This is a genomic window from Paraburkholderia sp. NPDC080076 (genome assembly GCF_050281145.1).
In the GTDB taxonomy this organism is placed as follows: Bacteria; Pseudomonadota; Gammaproteobacteria; order Burkholderiales; family Burkholderiaceae; genus Paraburkholderia.
This window is the reverse complement of the sequence record NZ_JBNNWQ010000003.1, coordinates 303,761-320,139: the sequence shown is the minus strand read 5'-3', so window position 1 is coordinate 320,139 and position 16,379 is coordinate 303,761. Positions and strand designations below refer to the sequence as shown.

The following is a 16,379-nucleotide window of genomic DNA, read 5'->3' as shown; positions in this document are numbered from 1 at the left end:
GTTCGAAGGGCACAACCATGGCGACGTTCCGCGGTCTCGTTGCAGTCTTGCTGATCACGCTGCTGTCCGGCTGCGCGAGCCTGCCGCCGCAGACCGGCCGTACCGCGACGCACGCATTGACGGATACGGACGGCACGCGGCTCGCCGTCGCCTTCATCCCGCAGGAGCGCAAGCATCCCGACAACAGCGCGTTCCATCTGCTGTCCAACGGCGTCGATGCCCTGCTCGCCCGCATCGTGCTGACTGAGGCCGCCGAGCGCACGCTCGACCTGCAGTACTACATCTGGCACGACGATCTGACGGGCCGTCATCTGGCCGGCGCGGTGCTCAAAGCCGCCGATCGCGGCGTCAGGGTTCGCGTTCTGCTGGACGATCTGGGCACGGCCGGCGACGACAAGGTTCTGCTCGCGCTCAGCTCGCACCCCAACATCGAAATACGGCTCTTCAATCCGATCGCCAATCGGTCCTTCAAGAAGCTGGGCATGGCGCTCGAGTTCAGACGGATCAATCGGCGCATGCACAACAAGGCATTGATCGCGGACAATCAGGCCGCCATTCTCGGCGGCCGCAATATCGGCGACGAGTACTTCGGCGCATCCAGCGAGGTCGACTTTGGCGACCTCGACGTGCTGACTTTCGGGCCCGTCGTCCACAAGGTCTCCAATGCTTTCGACGAATTCTGGAACTCGGATGCCGCCTATCCGATCGCCAGCCTGACCGGACATCCCGCCGAGCCGGACTCGCTGCCGGCTTATCGTGCCAAGCTCACGGCGTTCATCGCCTCCGAGCGCGATTCGCCGTACGTCACGCAGGTCAAGGCACGCCTTGGCGAAACGCTGAACGCGCGCGACACCGACTTCTCCTGGGGCAAGGCGACCCTCCTGTACGACGATCCCGCGAAAATCACACGCTCGCCCGACGATCCACAGGGACATCTGCTGTCGCAATTCAATGCGTTGAGTATCGAGCCCGCGAAAGAAGTGCTGATCATCTCGCCGTACTTCGTCCCCGGCAAAAAGGGCGTGGAATGGATGCGCGCGCAAACGCGGCGCGGCGTGCGCGTGACCGTGCTGACGAACTCGCTCGCCGCGACCGACGTCGCGGTGGTTCACGCGGGATATCAACGTTATCGCAAGGATCTGCTCGACGCCGGCGTGCATCTGTATGAATTGAAGCCCGTTGTCGACAGGAACGCCGGCGAAGACGCCGGCCAGAAAAAGAAATCGATTCTGGGTTCTTCAAAGGCCTCGCTGCATGCGAAGACCTATGTGTTCGACAGAACCAGCATCTTCATCGGCTCGATGAATCTCGATCCTCGTTCGATCACGCTCAACACGGAAATCGGCGTGTACTGCGAAAGCGCCCCACTCGCCGCACAAGTCGCGGATGGAGTCGAGCCGAAGCTCGATCAGATCGCGTGGCGGCTCGAAACCCGCACGGATGCGAATGGCACGAGCCGGATCGTATGGATCGACACCGCGCCGGATGGCAAGGTCAGCGAACTCGACGAACCCGGCGTGTCCAGCATGAAGCGTGTCGGCATCTGGTTCCTCGGTTTGTTGCCGATCGAGTCGCAGTTGTGATGAAGCGGCCCGGCTGTGGGCGCCATAGCAACGGCGCAGAGGTGGGAAGGTTGCGCCGGCGAAAAATCAGGGGCCGCCGTACTACCGTTTGATCCTCAAATACGCCCGGCTGATCGCGGGCCGCGTATGCACCCATAACCGCGAGGCGAGCCACGAAGCCGGCCGGTCACGCACTTCCAAACGAGTGATCGAGCGAGTCGCGCCGTCATGACGTCCCGGATAGTTCGAACCCGCCTCGCACGTGTAAAAGTGACGGAAGCCGGCCTGAGCCGCAATGCGCCGATAGTCGTCGTCGTGGTATCCCTGCGGCCAGCACAGATGATCCGATACGGCGCCCAGTCTTTGCTCCAGCATGGCGCGCGCGCTGGCGAGATCGCGTGTCAGCCCGGCGCACTTCTCCTCTGCGTTGGCGGAGACTCGATCCCACCGCACATGGCTATGCGTATGACTGTGAAACTCGAACGTGCCGGCTTCACGCATCGCGTCGATCTCCGACCACCGAAGAATGACGCGATCGGCTTCACCGCTTTCGATCGCCACCTCGCCATCGCGGTGATTGAGCAATGCAGGCAGCGCGCCGCCCGAACGCGCGTGCGCACGCACCGGTCCTTCGCCGATCCAGCTCGTCACCAGAAAGCACAACGCGGTCAATCCATGTGCCTGTAGGACCGGGTGCGCATGCACCCAGTTGTCGAGGTAGCCGTCGTCGAAAGTCAGCACGACGGACTTTTTCGGCAAGGGCTCGCCCGCCAGATAGGCAGACAGTTGCGCGCTGCCGACGGTCGTGTAACCCGCCTCGGCCAGATACGCCATTTGCGCGGCAAAGTGTTCCGGCGACACCGTGATCATGCCTGGCGAGGTGCTGATGTGGTGATACATCAGCACGGGCACCGCGCGTGCGAACTTCGTCATGCCGCCGCCCGCCGTTCGCCGTAGTAAGCGCGCCGGGCGTAGATGCCGCGCATATAGCAGTCGATGGTCTCGTTCGCCATGGCGTCCACCGTGAAGCGGTTATCGGTCTTCAGACGCGCGGCCAGTCCCAGGCGCTCGCGCAGCGGCGCATCGTCGATCAGACGCGCCAGTGCGCTCCTCAACGCATCGATGTCGTGCGCCGGCACGAGCAGGCCATTCACGCCGTCGTCGATCAACTCGGGCACGCCGTCGACGCGCGTGCCGATCACGGGCAAACCCACCGCCATCGCTTCGATAAACGATTGTCCGAGCGCTTCCTGATGCGTCGGCAAAACGAACAGATCGCAGCCGCGCAGCACGTTGGTAATGTCCGTGCGAAAGCCGAGCAGATGGATACGCTGGGACAAGCCCATGTCATCGACAATCGTCTTGATCTTCTCGAACCACACGCCGTCGCCCGCCATCACGACATGCAGATTGGGACGCTCGGCCAGCATCGGCCTGACGGCCGCGATCAGGTCTTCGTGGCCTTTCTTCTCGCGGACGATCGCCACCATGCCGGCGACGACCGTGTCGGCGTCCAGTCCGAGTTCATCGCGCAACGTGGAGCAGGTCCCCGCTTCCGGCTTCAGGATGCCGTCGTAAATCGTCTCGACGCGGTGTTCCTGCACGCCCGCGGAGATCAGGTACTTCCGCACATGATGGCTGACCGCGACGACGCGATGAGGAATCCAGTTGTACGTGGCAAGCGATGTGATCGGCAACGCCAGATGCCGCGTGCGCACGATGAACGGCGTCCGCGCGAGCCGCCCCGCCATGCCGGCGACGAGGCTGTCATGGCCGCTGTGCGTATTCAGCACATTGAAGCGACGACGCTCGAGCAGCGACCGGATCGTGAGCATGGAGCGCAGATCCGCGCCCGCCCGCATGCGCGCGTAATGCACCTGAAAGCCTTCAGCGTGCGCGCGAATCCCAAGGCACGCGTCTTCCGGACAAACGAGTTCGACGTTATGACCCAGCGCTCGCAACGCGATCATTTCCTTGAGCGTGCGAACCTCCTGGCCTCCCCATCCCCGTGACGACTCACTATGGAGAACACTTAATGCTTTCATGCGCTGACAGTCTCCCCGGACCCTTCCTGTGTACGACGACCCGGTTTGTAATCGTTGGTAATATTTACCCCGGACCGCTGCGACCTTAGGGCAAACGCAGTGTTCATGGGGGGAAGCGAATGTGAAGTTGCGTCAGCCGATGACGGCTGACGTCCGTGTTAAACGGACTGGCATGACTTCTCGTTGACACTCGACTTTCAAGTTGTGGCGGGAGTATTTGGGTAGCCTCCCGTTTTGTAAATAGCCAAACTCACTGACGCGGACGGATTGAATCGGCGCAAACGTTATCGCCGGGTAAGTGTTGGTTTTTGCGCAGTTGAAGCGGCGGGGAAAAGGAGAGAACGCAGAAAGCGCTTGACTGGGAATGACGTTTAGCGTGGGTTGAAGGCATCGGCGATGCCTTCAGTTTTTGCCGTGGTAGCGACTGCGGTTTCGACCGATCGAAGCCGGTCGTATTGCGGAGGATCGGGCCGCCGCGGTGTGCCAGGCGACCTCACTCAAATGACCGATTTTCTAAGAGGAATAGTCAATAGGCCGCGCTGGCAATTTTAGTTTGTTCGCTTACACCGTCGTCAGCTTCGCCTCCAGGAACGGCATGATATTGCCCATCGCGCGGGACACGTAGGCCTCTTTCTCTCCAACGGGAGCGACGTAATGCAGTGCGCTCTGCGCCGCGTCGATCCCCTCCAGACGGGCGATGATCCAGGCAGCGAGATAAGCCGAAGCCAGACAGCCTCCGGCGGTCGCCACGTTGCCGCTGGCGAAAATGGGCTGATTCAACACGTCGATACCCGCTTCCTGAACCCACGGCCTGGTGGTGAGATCGGTACATGCCGGCACGCCATCGAGCAGGCCCAACCTGGCGAGAACAAGCGTGCCGGAACACTGCGCGGCCAGCAGCTGTTTTGACGGGTCGAGTTGCAACTGCGCCATCAACGCACTATCGGCGACGACTTCACGCGTCTGTCTGCCGCTGCCCACGATCACCGCATCGGCAGTACAGGCCTCTTGCAGTGAAGCCTGGGCTTCGATGACCACGCCATTCATCGACTTGACCCGCGCGGTGGGACAAGCGATCGACACCCGCCAGCCTGGCTTCTTGACGCGATTGAGGACGCCGAGCGCGATAAGCGAGTCGAGTTCGTTGAAGCCTTCGAAGGTAAGGATGGCGATGTGCATGATGTTGTCGTCCATGAGCCCAAGGGGCGCTGACTGTTGGCGGCCGCTTCATGAGGCCGCGCCACTAAAGCCGGCAGGTCCCGCGACGGCGCAAACAGAGTTGCGATGTGACATCGTATGGCCGAGAATCAATACAATCAAATAATTGTCATGGATACATTTGCGCATGCCCACCTCGCGGTACAAATTGCTGGTCGACAGAATGGCGACCGAGATTCGGACGGGACGCCTCGCGCCCGGCACGCGCTTGCCGACTCACCGGCAGCTCGCCGCCAAGGAGGGACTTGCGCTGGTCACCGCGTCGCGGGTCTATGCCGAACTCGGGGCGATGGGATTGGTCAGCGGCGAAACCGGCCGCGGCACCTTCGTGCGAGAAATATCCCTGCCTCCGCGCCTGGGCGTCGACCAGCATGCCGGCGACGCGGGTTTGACGGACCTCAATTTCAACAATCCGTCCCTCCCCGGTCAGGCCGAACTTCTCAGAAGCGCCCTGCGCCAACTCGCGTCCTCCGGCGACCTGGATGCGCTATTGCGCTATCAGCCGCACGGCGGCCGGACGCATGAACGGGAGATCGTCGCGCGTCACCTGGCGTGTCGGGGGCTCGCTGTCAAAGGCGATCAGGTCGTGATCGTGAACGGCGCGCAGCATGGTTTGACAGCAACCGTTCTAGCGCTCCTGAAGCCCGGCGATGTGGTCGCGGTCGACGCGTTGACCTATCCGGGGTTCAAGGTGCTAGCCGAAACGATCCGGCTCGAACTGGCGCCGATTCCGGTTTCCGACCAGGGCCCCGACCTGAACGCGCTCGAACGCTTGTGTCGAAGCAGAAAAGTGCGTGCCATCTACACGATGCCGACACTCCATAACCCGCTAGGCTGGGTCATGGACGCGCATTGTCGGCACGAGTTGGTGGCGCTTGCCCGAAAGCACGGATTGCTCATCATCGAGGACGCCGCGTATGCCTTCCTCGCGCAAGACCCGCCACCCCCGTTGGCAGCGCTCGCACCTGAGACGACGGTGTACGTCTCGGGGCTGTCGAAAAGCATCGCCACCGGCCTGCGAGTCGGTTTCGTCGCCGCGCCCGATCGCTGGGTCGCGCCGATCGAGCGTGCGATCCGGGCCACCACCTGGAACACGGCCGCGGTGATGACCGCCATTGCCTGCGGCTGGCTGGAAGATGGCACCGTCGCACGTCTGGAGATAGAGAAGCGCGATGATGCGAGGCTCCGGCAATCGATGGCCGCCGAGGTCCTCGCCGGACTGCGACGCGTTTGTCATCCCGTGTCCTACTTCCTCTGGCTTCCTCTCGCAGAAGAGGTTCGCGCGGACGTGGTTGCGATGGCGCTCGTGCGCGAGGGAATTTCAGTCTCGACTGCCGAGCCTTTCTCGACTTCGGAACATGTACCGCATGCGATTCGCGTGGCGCTTGGTTCTGTTGAATTGACCACGCTCCGGGAGTCGTTGGAAACGATTAAACGCGTGATCGCCTCTTACACCTATTGAGTGGCTTAAGCGGAAGCGCTCCTTTCGTCGGAAATAGCGAACGGCCGTTGTCACGTCGACCCGACGCTTCGCCGGTGTGCCAACACCGCCGAGAAAAATTATCGATCCGCAGGCTGTTTTCGATCAGCAATTTCACGAGCGGCACCTCACGCGATTTTGGCTACCACGCGGGCACCGTACGATTTCCATCAGCCTGCGCGACAAGCAAAAGGCCCCGAGTCGTGCCTCCGATGCATCAGCCCCGTCTCCATTTCTGCGAGTATCCGATCGTGAAAACACTGAAGTGCACCACCGCCATGTTTGCTCTGGCACTAGCGACGTCGCCGTTGTCGGCTCGCGCGGACGTCACCGTGAAAATCGGCCAGGTGTCGCCGCTGACCGGCGAACTCTCGCACATCGGCAAAGATGACGAGAACGGCGTCAGGCTCGCAATCGAGGATCTGAACAGCAAGAAACTGCGTATCGGCGGACAGACCGTGACGTTCGCGCTCGACTCCCAGGATGACGCCGCCGATCCCAAGACGGCAGTGACCGTGGCGCAAAAACTCATCGATGACAAGGTGGCGGGCGTCGTGGGACATGCGAATTCCGGCACGTCCATTCCCGCATCCAGGATCTATTCCGACGCCGGTATTCCGATGATCACGGAGTCCGCGACCAACCCGAAGCTGACGGCGCAAGGCTACAAGTCGGTGTTTCGCATGGTTGCCAATGACGTCAGACAGGGAACGGTTATCGGCACCTACCTCGTCAAGGATCTGAAGGCGTCCAGGGTCGCCATCGTCGATGACCGCACGGCATACGGCCAGGGCCTCGCCGACGAGGTCGAAAAGGCCGTCAAGGCGGCGGGTGGCACCGTCGTGGTTCGAGAATACGGAACGGACAAAACGACCAACTGGATGGCCGTGCTGACCACGATCAAGAGTCATGTTCCGACCGGCATCGTGTTCACGGGTGGCGATACGCAGGCAGCCTCGTTCGCGCAACAGGCGCAGAAACTCGGCCTGAAGGCGAAACTGGTTGCAGGCGATGAAGCGTGCACGCCGCAGTTCATCAAGCTGGCCGGATCGGCCATGACGGACAACATGTACTGCACGCTCGCAGGCGTGCCGCCTGCGAAGATGCCGCAGGGCGACGCCTTCTTCAAACGCTTCCAGCAGCGCTTCGGCACGCCTGTGCAGCTCTACGCGCCGTATGCATACGACGCCGTGATGGCCATGGCGGGCGCGATGCAGGCAGCCGACTCCACCGACCCGAAGGTCTACCTCGCCAGGCTCCAGACTTTGAAAATAGATGGCGTGACCGGCCCCATCCAGTTCGATGCGAATGGCGACATCCGCAATGGCGCGATCACCGTTCGCCAGTTCGGGCAAGGCGACTGGCACGATCGCAGCGTCGTCAGATAGCGAGCGGGCTATTCGTCGAGATCGACCGGCACCGTCAAGCCGACCTTGACGCGGCTCATGCTGACCAGCGTCTTGAAGCGCTTGACGTTGTTATTCGCGAAGAAGAGTTGCCGGGTCAACTCGTTGTATTGCTCCATATGCCGCACCGTCATGACGAGCACGAAGTCCCACTCGCCAGCGACGTAATAGCACTGCTGAACTTGCGGACACTGTGAGAACGTCCGCTTCATCGCGTCCAACAGGTCGATCTGTTCGCTCTCGACCTCGATGGACGTGATGATCGTGAGAGGCGAACCTACCTTCTCCGGCGAAACGATTGCGGCATACCGTTCGATCACACCCTCGTCGGCAAGACGGCGCAGGCGCCGGTTCACGGCGGCAGTGGACAGACTGACGCGTGACCCAAGCTCGTTCTGCGGGATCTGCGCGTCTTCCTGTACTTCGCGCAGCAGCTTTCTGTCGAAGGTATCGAGAGTCGTGGCCATAGTCGTGCTTCAACCCGGTTAAATGAGATTTTTTTTCATAAACAGCCTGCATTTTGCGTCATATCGATGCGAGTCAAGCAATATTATTCTGGTGGAAGGTGACATGTCGAGGACGGCGTCCCGCCCTTTTCCTGACTGAAATCACTTTGTACAACCGTCTTTCCGGAGTGGAATTGCAATGCTCATCGCCAACAAGCATGCGTCGCGTACCTGCTACCCCAATGACCTGACGCAGATCCTGAACGTTGCGGCGGCCCAGCAAAGCCGTGCATGGCTGTCACATTGGGATCACCTCAATCCAAAGGCAACGCCGCTCCGGGATTTACCCGATGCCGCGGCGCGACTCGGCGTCGCGAAGCTGTGCGTGAAAGACGAGTCCGTGCGTTCCCCACTCGGCAGCTTCAAGGCGCTGGGCGCACCCATCGCACTGGTCCGGCTGATCCTGCGCCTTTGGCCGATGCACGACCTCGACGCAGTTGCCGTGATCGAGGGACGCTGCAAGGACATGCTCACCCATCTGACGGTGATCAGCGCAACAGACGGTAACCACGGCAAGGCGTTGGCGGCGGCCGCGCAAACGGTCGGCTGTGAATGCGTGATCGTGCTGCATGCCAATGTGAGCGTCGAACGCGAGCAGGCGATCGCCGCGTACGGCGCGAAGATCATCCGCATCGCGGGCAACTACGACGAGTCGGTCGAAGAGGCAGCCCGCCTTGCTGCTGCAAACGGCTGGCATGTCGTGTCGGATACCTCGTACGAAGGCTATGAGGACATTCCTCGCGACGTGATGCAGGGATACGGAACCGTGGTCGCCGAAATCATCGAGCAAAGCGCCAGCGATCAGCACGTCCCGGCATTCACCCACGTCTTTCTGCAAGGCGGCGTGGGCGGCCTTGCCGCGGGTATCGCGAGCTTTCTGTGGGAGACCTATGGCGCGGATCGGCCGCACTTCGTGGTGGTCGAGCCGCAACAGGCCGATTGCCTGTATCAAAGCGCGCTCGAGGGCCGCGCGACGAGAGCTAGCGGAGCGATCGATTCTGTTATGGCCGGGCTGGCTTGCGGCGAGACATCGCCGCTCGCGTGGAAAATCCTGCAGCCTTGCATCGATCACTTCATGACCATCCAGGACGACGACGCGATCACTGCCATGCGCGCATTGGCCGCCGGCTCCGCGCGCGATGTGCCGCTAGTGGTTGGCGAGTCGGGCGCTGCGGGTTTCGCAGGCCTGACCGCTTTAATGAGCGACGCGAACCTGGCGCGAACAGTCGGACTGAATGCGGATTCGCGCGTGCTCGTCATCAGCACGGAAGGTGCGACCGCGCCCTCCGTCTACGCGCAATGCGTGGGCGAAACCGCTGCGTCGGTGCTGGAGCGCCAGGCCGATTGGCTCGGCCATCTCGCTCACTCATCGGCGGATATGGCATGACGCGTCGGCATGCATTGAATTCGAACAGGATCTGAAACCATGGAAACGTCCCTGCAATCGCAGTTGAAAAGCTGGCGTCAGCATCTGCACCAGCATCCGGAAACCGGCTTCGAGGAAGTCGCGACCGCCGATTACGTGGCGAACATTCTGCAAACGCTCGGCCTCGAGGTTCACCGTGGAATCGGCGGTACCGGACTCGTCGCCAATCTCACCGTTGGGCCGGGAAAAGGCGTGATCGGACTGCGTGCCGATATGGATGCGCTCAATATCCTCGAAAACGCGCCTGACCGTTCGCACGCGTCGTGTACGCACGGCAAGATGCACGCGTGCGGTCACGACGGCCATATGTCCATGATCCTCGGCGCGGCGCGCCTGCTTTGCGAGCGGCGAGACTTCAACGGTACGGTGCGGTTTATCTTCCAGCCGGCGGAGGAACACGGCCGCGGCGCAAAAGCGATGATGAGCGACGGACTCTTCGAGCGCTTCCCTGTCGACGCAATTTTCGGTGCGCACAATATGCCGGGCCAGCGGGCCGGCACATTCGCGACCCGAGCTGGCGGAATCATGGCGAGCGAGGATAACTTCGTCATCCATATCAAGGCGCGCGGCACGCACGCGGCGCGGCCGCACATGGGCGTGGATCCCATCGTGATCGCGTCGCAAATCGTGCTGGCGCTTCAGACCATCGTTTCGCGCAACCTGGATCCGGGCTTACAGGCGGTGATTTCCTGCACCGAGTTCATCACGGACGGCATTCGCAACGTCATCCCGTCGAATGTGACGATCAAAGGCGACACGCGCAGCTACGCGCCGGAGGTGCAGCACATGCTCGCCACCCGCATGCGAGAAATCAGCGAAGGGATCTGCCACGCGCACGGGGCGCAGTGCTCGTTCGAATACACGCACGAATTTGCACCGACCGTGAACTCGGGGGATTATGTGGAGCTTGCGGTCTCGGCGGCCCGTCATATCGTCGGCGCTGAAAACGTCGAAGCCAACGTGCAGCCCATGATGATCTCCGAGGACTTCGGCGCCTTCCTGCAGGTCGTGCCGGGCAACTTTGCTTTCATCGGCAACGGGGATACGGGCAAGACGGGCGGCGTGCCGTTGCATAATTCAACCTATGACTTCAATGATGATATTTTGCTAACCGGTGCGCGATACTTCGCGGAAATAGCGAGGCTCGCACTACCTCTCGCCTGAAGCCGCTGATAAGCTCGTCAATGTTTGTCGAGAGTCGGGCGATAAGGGCCGCCTCCTCCACATCATTACGAACGCGGACACCGCCATGAAAGCTACCCCGGTTGTTGAAGACGCCATCTTTCACGCCCCGGAAGTCGTCGCCCTGCGGCAGAATCTTGCGCTGGCACTCCGTGCCGCCGCGCATCACGGTCTCGGCGAAGGGATATGCAATCACTTCAGTATCGCACTGCCGGGCAACCGCGGCCTCTTCCTGCTGAATCCGCGCGGCCTGATGTGGAGCGAAATCACGGCGGACGACATCGTCATCGTGGACGGTCTCGGCAATCGCGTCGCCGGCCGGCACGAGGTCGAGCCCACCGCCATGTTCATCCACGCGGCGGTCCATAACATCGCGGGCAAGCATTGCGTGCTGCATACGCATATGCCCTACGCGACGGCGTTGACGCTGACCGAGGACTGCGGCCTCGATACCACACTGTCGCAAAACGCAATGCGCTTTCACGGCCGCATCGCGCTGGACCGCGAGTACAACGGCCTGGCACTGGACGCCGGAGAAGGCGAACGGATCGCGCATGCAATGAATGGCAGCGACATCGTATTCCTCGGCAACCACGGCGTGGTGGTGTGCGGCGAGCGCATCGACTACGCGTACGATGATCTTTACTATCTGGAGCGGGCTTGCCAAAGCCAGGTGTTGGCGCTTTCCACGGGGCGGGCCCTGAAGCCGGTGAACCCTGCCCTTGCGGCTCGCGTGGCAAATCAGGTGCAAAGCGAGCGGGCGCAGTCGGAACTGTTCTTCACGGCATTGAGACGCACACTTGGCGAACCTGAGTAACAGTACACGCAGTGCCCCTATGCCCCGGACAATGGCGAGGCGGGGTTGCAGCCACGCCGCGTTTCGTGCAGAGTAGCAACTAATGAAAGACGAGGAAGCGAACCCGCGATCCGTCTCGATCATGTCGGCGCAGCATCCCCCGCTATTGAATAGAAACGAGTACAGCACGAGCAGCAAAACATCATGGACTTTTTGAGCATTCTCCCGCAACGACCTCCGGTGCCCGCTATGGCGGCCGGAGTCTGCTCGAGAACTCAATATGCGCGACAGGGAGGCTAAGCGCCTGCGCCTCGCGTGAGAATCGATGATCCGGACGCCCCTTGCGGGCGTTTTTTCATTTCAGGCCTGTTTTTACGCTGAATTCTGAATCCGGAGCACATCATGAAATTCTCACAGCAATTTTTCGCCAACAGTTTCTTCGAGCAGGACAACACCCGGCTGGAACTGACCGATCTCGCCCGCAAGGCATGCCTCGTCCATCAGGACGCCGCGGGACTTTACTCCTGGATGTCGCTCGGCCTGAGAGCGCAGCGGCGCGTCGAGAGCGTCGTGCGCGAGGAGATGGAGCGCGCCGGCTTTTGCGAAATTCAGATGAGCCTGTTGCAGGACGCCGATCTGTGGCGGCAAACCGGGCGACTGGACGTGTATGGCGACGAGCTGATGCGGCTCACGAGCCGCTCCGGCCGGCTCTTTTGCCTCGGCGCCACATGCGAGGAATTGGCCACCAACATGGTCAAGACGCACTACAACAGGACGGACATGAGTCTGGGCCTCTATCAGTTCGGCAACAAATACCGCGACGAACTGAGGACGCGCGGCGGCCTCGCACGCGCCAAGGAGTTCATCATGAAAGACGGCTACGCCTTCAATGCCACGGAAGACGGTGCGCGCGCAGCATATGAGGCTGTTCGCGAAGCCTACCAGCGCATCTTCAGGCGACTGGGGCTCGCCGCCATCGTCAAGTCCAGCGATAACGGGGAAATCGGCGGCCAAAGCTCGGAGGAGTTTCATGTCCTCAGCGAACTCGGCGAGGACGAGACCGACGGCAAGAAATCACTCGAATGTGCGCACATTTTCGACCTGGGCGACCGTTACTCCAAGGCTATGGGACTGGTGAACGCCAAAGGCGAATTCGTCAGAATGGGCTGCTTCGGCGTGGGCGTCTCGCGCCTCGCCATGCTGCTGCTCAGCCGGCAGCGCGACGAGCGCGGCTTTTGGGGCAGCGAGTCGTTCAACACCTTCGACGTCGTGCTCACCGTCATCGACTGGGAGCGTCAGGAACGGCAGGAGGCCGCCCAGGCGCTGCAACGCGAACTGCAAGCAAAAGGATTGAGCGTGCTGGTCGACGATCGGCTGGCACAAGCCGGAAAAAAGCTCGCCGACGCCGAGTTGATCGCATGCCGGCAGCGCGTGGTGGTCAGCGGCAAAGCACTCGCGTCGGGCCCCTTCGAGTGGATGGACCGGCGAACCCTGGCGCGTGAGGAGGCGTCGGCGGCGGAGATCGTGGCGCTTTGCGCGAGTTAGTTAGCCTTGGCGCGTGTGCGCTTCGGCATCTGCTTCGGGGCCCAGATCGTTGCTGATCCGCACACGCTCCGGTTGGCCGGTCGCGCCATTTCGATCACCCGTGTGATTCAACGCGCCGTCCATCCTCCGTCAACGACCAGATTCGCGCCCGACATGAAGGCCGAGTCGTCGCTCGCCAGAAAAGCGGCGGCGCTGGCGACTCATGTCGTTCTCTCACGCCGGGATTTCATGCGTGCTGACAGGGCTTGCGCAATGAACTCCTCACTGAAGCCACTTCCGCACATCCTTCTCCCATTCCGGGTCGCCGCAGCCTTGCGGGTTTTCCGGCCCGAGCACGGTAATGTAGCCTTTGCTCTTCATGCACGATTCGTAAGCGCGAACCTTCGTGCATTGACCCGGGCCCGCGTTGCGCGACACCATTTTGCATTGCGCGATCGTCCTGTCCATCGGACCGAAGTCCATATCGCTTGCCTGATTGAGCATCGGCGCGTCGGCGCCCGAGGCGGAGAATTCGACGGGGCCGGTCTGCGCGCAGGCACTCAATGCACCGGCCAATATGGTAATGAAGAGAAGATGGACACGCGGTTGCATGGCGCGGCTCCTGTTTGGCAGAGGTTGCGAAATCATACGCCCGCGCGGGTGTATATCGTTGCCGTTAGCTCGCATGGAAGCGTCGAGCATGCTTCACACGTTTCTCACCAGCGCCCGGTCGTGTCATGATTTGCCTACCGGATCGCTTCGCATCGACCAACGCCTGACTAGCTCCGAACGCCCGCCGGCTTTCACCTCAATGGAAACCTTCAACACCGCCATGACCACGCCCACATCGAATGCTTCCCCTGGTACGGCCCTCGCCCGTCTGAACGCCCTTGGCCTCGCCTTGCCGAACGTGCCCGCGCCGCGCGGCGCGTTCAAACCGTTTTCACGCTCGGGCCAGTTGATCTTCCTCTCCGGACAAATCTGCGAATGGGAAGGCGAAGTGCGATTCAGTGGTCCGGTCGGCGAGGTCCATGACCTTCAAGCCGGACAGCAAGCCGCGCAGATCTGCGCGCTGAACCTGTTGGCGGCGTTGCAGCTCGCGCTGGACGGCGACCTGGACCGCGTGCTCTGTTGCCACCGCGTCGGTGGCTTCGTGTACGCGACGCCGGGTTATCCGGACGTGCCGAAAGTGATCAACGGGGCGTCCGATCTTTTCTTCGAGGTGTTCGGCGAGCGCGGCCGGCATGCACGGACGGCGGTCGGCGTCGCCACTCTGCCCGCCGCGGCGTCCGTGGAGGTGGAGGCTATCTTCGAGGTTCGCTAAGGCGTCGCCGTGCCGGCCGTCAGCGCGTGATCTTTTCCGGTATGCGCCTCGGCCGCGAACATATCGACCAGTTCACGGGCGAACAGCGGCAGCGCGTCGAAGTCGCGCACGCAGACATGCAGCCGGCGCAACGCCCAACTATCGGTCAACGCGATCGCGGTGATGCGCATGGTCGGCACGAGCCTGCGCGCAACGGAGTCGGGAATCACGCCGATGCCGACGGTCGCCTCGATCATCCGGCACACCGCATCGAAATTGCCCATCTCCGCGCGAAAGCGGAACGGCCGCCCGGCCTCGGCAGCCGCCCGCACGAGGAACGCGTGAATCGCACTCCATTCCGACAAACCGACGTAATCGAACGCGAGCGTCTCGGCGAACGCCACCGCGTCACGTCCCTCGAGCACGTGACCGCTCGGCACGATCAGCACCAGACGGTCGTCGCGGCAAGGCAGATAGCGCAGGTTTTCCGCAGGCGGACAGCCCGCGACAATGCCGAGATCGGCGGCGCCGTCGGCGACCGCCCTTGCAATCGCCTGACTGCCGCTCTCGCGCAGTTCGAGGTCGACATCCGGATGCGAGGCGAGAAAACGGCTCAGGATGTTCGGCATCACCTCCATCATCGCCGTGGTATTGCCGAGCACGCGCAGCCGCCCTTTGACGCCTCGCGCGAATTCCTGCATGTCGCCGTGCAACTGTTCGACCTGCGCGATCAGAATGCGCGCATGCCGCATCAGTTCCTCGCCGGAACGCGTGAGCGTCACGCCCTGATTGGTGCGGTACAGCAAAGGTGTGCGGAAATAGTCTTCGAGGTTCTTGATCCGCATGCTGGCCGCGGGCGCAGACAGGTGCGATTTCTCGGCCGCCCGCGTGAGACTCAATGATTCGCCGATGTTCACCATCAACTGCATGTCGGTCAGATCGAAATGCGTCGCCATAACGTGGATTGTCTCCTCAGCGGCAAACCGGGGCACGGGTGTCACGCTTCGCACGTGACCTCGCGCGTGGCTTATGTTACCTCCTCCGGCGTGCCGCATCATCATGGCGATGTTCGCAACCGCGCATTCAGACCAAGCCCAGGTCTTTGCGCACGTTCGGCAAAAACTCCATCATCGCGACCTGAAACAGAAACTGCGCGCCCTGAATCATGATGAAGTTCATACCGGCGTCGTGCAGCCGTTTGACCCGCTGGCGCATTTCCTCCAACGTATAGGCGTAGCTCGTATTAGCGCCGACCATGATGCCGCGCTGTTGCGCTTTCTTCACACCGCGGTCCACCAGCTTCCACAGATCCGGGCTATTGAAGTCCGGTTTCTTCGCATTGCCGCCCAGCACTTTCGACAGATCGGTCATCGCGAAGAAGAACATCTTCAGATCGGGATGATCGAGTACCTTGTCGAAGTCGTCGATGCCGCCCTGGCTCTCCACGTGCGGAATGATGTACGTGGCCTGCGCCATCTCGTCGGTGCGCTGCTCCCATTCGCGATTATTGAACGGATGAATCCAGAGCGCGCGCCGGTGCCAGTCGCGCGCAATTTCGAGCGCTTCGTCGATTTCCTGCAGGCCCGAATGCGAGATCAGCACGTATTCCGCGCCGAGGCCTTGCAAGCGCGACAGATCGACGCCAATGCGCGCATCGTAGCCATGCCACGGATTCGTCTGCATGCGCACGACCGGCGTAATGCCGGCCGCCTCGCAGGTGCGGATCATGTTCTGCACGTCATGGAAGTCCATGCCGGTAAACATCATGTCGATCATGATCCAGTCGAAGCCGAGATGCGCGCACAGTTCCGCGGTTTCGGGATCGTTCGCCCACACGCCGAGTGCGGTGCGGCCCGACTTCATCGTGTCCATCAGCATGTTCTTCGGTTTCATACCCTGCTCCTCCAGACGCCCGGCAACGGGCAGATTAC

Annotated in this window: 15 protein-coding genes and 1 pseudogene; 8 read left to right on the top strand and 8 right to left on the bottom strand. The window is 61.7% G+C overall.

Annotation, left to right across the window (positions count from 1 at the left end; all coding sequences use genetic code 11):
* Positions 1-17: 17 nt before the first annotated feature.
* Entirely contained in the window at positions 18-1,583 is a 1,566-nt protein-coding gene (locus tag ACQKRQ_RS13700) for a phospholipase D family protein (protein ID WP_427477526.1), read from the top strand.
* 81 nt (positions 1,584-1,664) lie between these two features.
* On the opposite strand, the gene ACQKRQ_RS13695 is transcribed toward ACQKRQ_RS13700, so the two are convergent.
* From ACQKRQ_RS13695 to ACQKRQ_RS13685, 3 genes are all read right to left on the bottom strand, one after another.
* Positions 1,665-2,495: a polysaccharide deacetylase family protein gene (locus tag ACQKRQ_RS13695; protein ID WP_427477525.1), complete on the bottom strand. Its 831-nt coding sequence runs from the start codon at positions 2,493-2,495 to the stop codon at positions 1,665-1,667.
* Positions 2,492-3,607: a glycosyltransferase family 4 protein gene (locus ACQKRQ_RS13690; RefSeq protein WP_427477523.1), complete on the bottom strand. Its 1,116-nt coding sequence runs from the start codon at positions 3,605-3,607 to the stop codon at positions 2,492-2,494. The genes ACQKRQ_RS13695 and ACQKRQ_RS13690 overlap by 4 nt, the downstream gene beginning before the upstream one ends.
* A gap of 561 nt (positions 3,608-4,168) precedes the next feature.
* Positions 4,169-4,786, bottom strand: a complete 618-nt coding sequence (locus ACQKRQ_RS13685; protein ID WP_427478327.1) for a DJ-1/PfpI family protein — start codon at positions 4,784-4,786, stop codon at positions 4,169-4,171.
* Positions 4,787-4,952: 166 nt separating this feature from the next.
* Here ACQKRQ_RS13685 and ACQKRQ_RS13680 point away from each other — a divergent pair, with 166 nt between their 5' ends.
* Together ACQKRQ_RS13680 and ACQKRQ_RS13675 are read left to right on the top strand one after the other, a co-directional pair.
* Positions 4,953-6,287 carry a PLP-dependent aminotransferase family protein gene (locus ACQKRQ_RS13680; RefSeq protein WP_427477521.1) on the top strand — a complete coding sequence of 445 codons (1,335 nt, stop codon included), beginning with the start codon at positions 4,953-4,955 and terminating at the stop codon, positions 6,285-6,287.
* Positions 6,288-6,583: 296 nt separating this feature from the next.
* Positions 6,584-7,693 carry a branched-chain amino acid ABC transporter substrate-binding protein gene (locus tag ACQKRQ_RS13675; protein WP_427478325.1) on the top strand — a complete coding sequence of 370 codons (1,110 nt, stop codon included), beginning with the start codon at positions 6,584-6,586 and terminating at the stop codon, positions 7,691-7,693.
* A gap of 8 nt (positions 7,694-7,701) precedes the next feature.
* On the opposite strand, the gene ACQKRQ_RS13670 is transcribed toward ACQKRQ_RS13675, so the two are convergent.
* Positions 7,702-8,178: an Lrp/AsnC family transcriptional regulator gene (locus ACQKRQ_RS13670; RefSeq protein ID WP_132374432.1), complete on the bottom strand. Its 477-nt coding sequence runs from the start codon at positions 8,176-8,178 to the stop codon at positions 7,702-7,704.
* Positions 8,179-8,356: 178 nt separating this feature from the next.
* On the opposite strand from ACQKRQ_RS13670, the gene ACQKRQ_RS13665 reads away from it, so the two are divergent.
* From ACQKRQ_RS13665 to ACQKRQ_RS13650, 4 genes are all read left to right on the top strand, one after another.
* Complete coding sequence (locus tag ACQKRQ_RS13665; protein WP_427477519.1) at positions 8,357-9,604, top strand: diaminopropionate ammonia-lyase; 1,248 nt, start codon at positions 8,357-8,359, stop codon at positions 9,602-9,604.
* Between the two features lie 39 nt (positions 9,605-9,643).
* Positions 9,644-10,807, top strand: coding sequence for a M20 aminoacylase family protein (locus tag ACQKRQ_RS13660; protein WP_408176677.1), 1,164 nt, complete (start codon positions 9,644-9,646; stop codon positions 10,805-10,807).
* Positions 10,808-10,892: 85 nt separating this feature from the next.
* Positions 10,893-11,642: an aldolase gene (locus tag ACQKRQ_RS13655; protein ID WP_427477517.1), complete on the top strand. Its 750-nt coding sequence runs from the start codon at positions 10,893-10,895 to the stop codon at positions 11,640-11,642.
* Positions 11,643-12,023: 381 nt separating this feature from the next.
* On the top strand, positions 12,024-13,166 hold the full coding sequence (locus ACQKRQ_RS13650) for an aminoacyl--tRNA ligase-related protein (RefSeq protein WP_427477515.1): 1,143 nt from the start codon (positions 12,024-12,026) through the stop codon (positions 13,164-13,166).
* A gap of 107 nt (positions 13,167-13,273) precedes the next feature.
* Here the strand turns inward: ACQKRQ_RS13650 and ACQKRQ_RS13645 are convergent.
* Positions 13,274-13,354: pseudogene (locus tag ACQKRQ_RS13645) on the bottom strand (SDR family oxidoreductase); the annotation flags it as partial.
* A gap of 73 nt (positions 13,355-13,427) precedes the next feature.
* Positions 13,428-13,757 (bottom strand): hypothetical protein, encoded by a 330-nt coding sequence (locus ACQKRQ_RS13640; RefSeq protein ID WP_427477513.1) that lies wholly within the window; start codon positions 13,755-13,757, stop codon positions 13,428-13,430.
* Positions 13,758-13,956: 199 nt separating this feature from the next.
* On the opposite strand from ACQKRQ_RS13640, the gene ACQKRQ_RS13635 reads away from it, so the two are divergent.
* The gene (locus ACQKRQ_RS13635) at positions 13,957-14,469 is read left to right on the top strand and encodes a RidA family protein (protein ID WP_427477512.1); all 513 of its coding nucleotides are present in this window, start codon (positions 13,957-13,959) and stop codon (positions 14,467-14,469) included.
* On the opposite strand, the gene ACQKRQ_RS13630 is transcribed toward ACQKRQ_RS13635, so the two are convergent.
* The gene (locus ACQKRQ_RS13630; protein WP_427477510.1) at positions 14,466-15,404 is read right to left on the bottom strand and encodes a LysR substrate-binding domain-containing protein; all 939 of its coding nucleotides are present in this window, start codon (positions 15,402-15,404) and stop codon (positions 14,466-14,468) included. The genes ACQKRQ_RS13635 and ACQKRQ_RS13630 overlap by 4 nt on opposite strands.
* Before the next feature lie 127 nt (positions 15,405-15,531).
* The gene (locus tag ACQKRQ_RS13625) at positions 15,532-16,341 is read right to left on the bottom strand and encodes an aldolase/citrate lyase family protein (RefSeq protein WP_132374425.1); all 810 of its coding nucleotides are present in this window, start codon (positions 16,339-16,341) and stop codon (positions 15,532-15,534) included.
* Between the last annotated feature and the right edge of the window lie 38 nt (positions 16,342-16,379).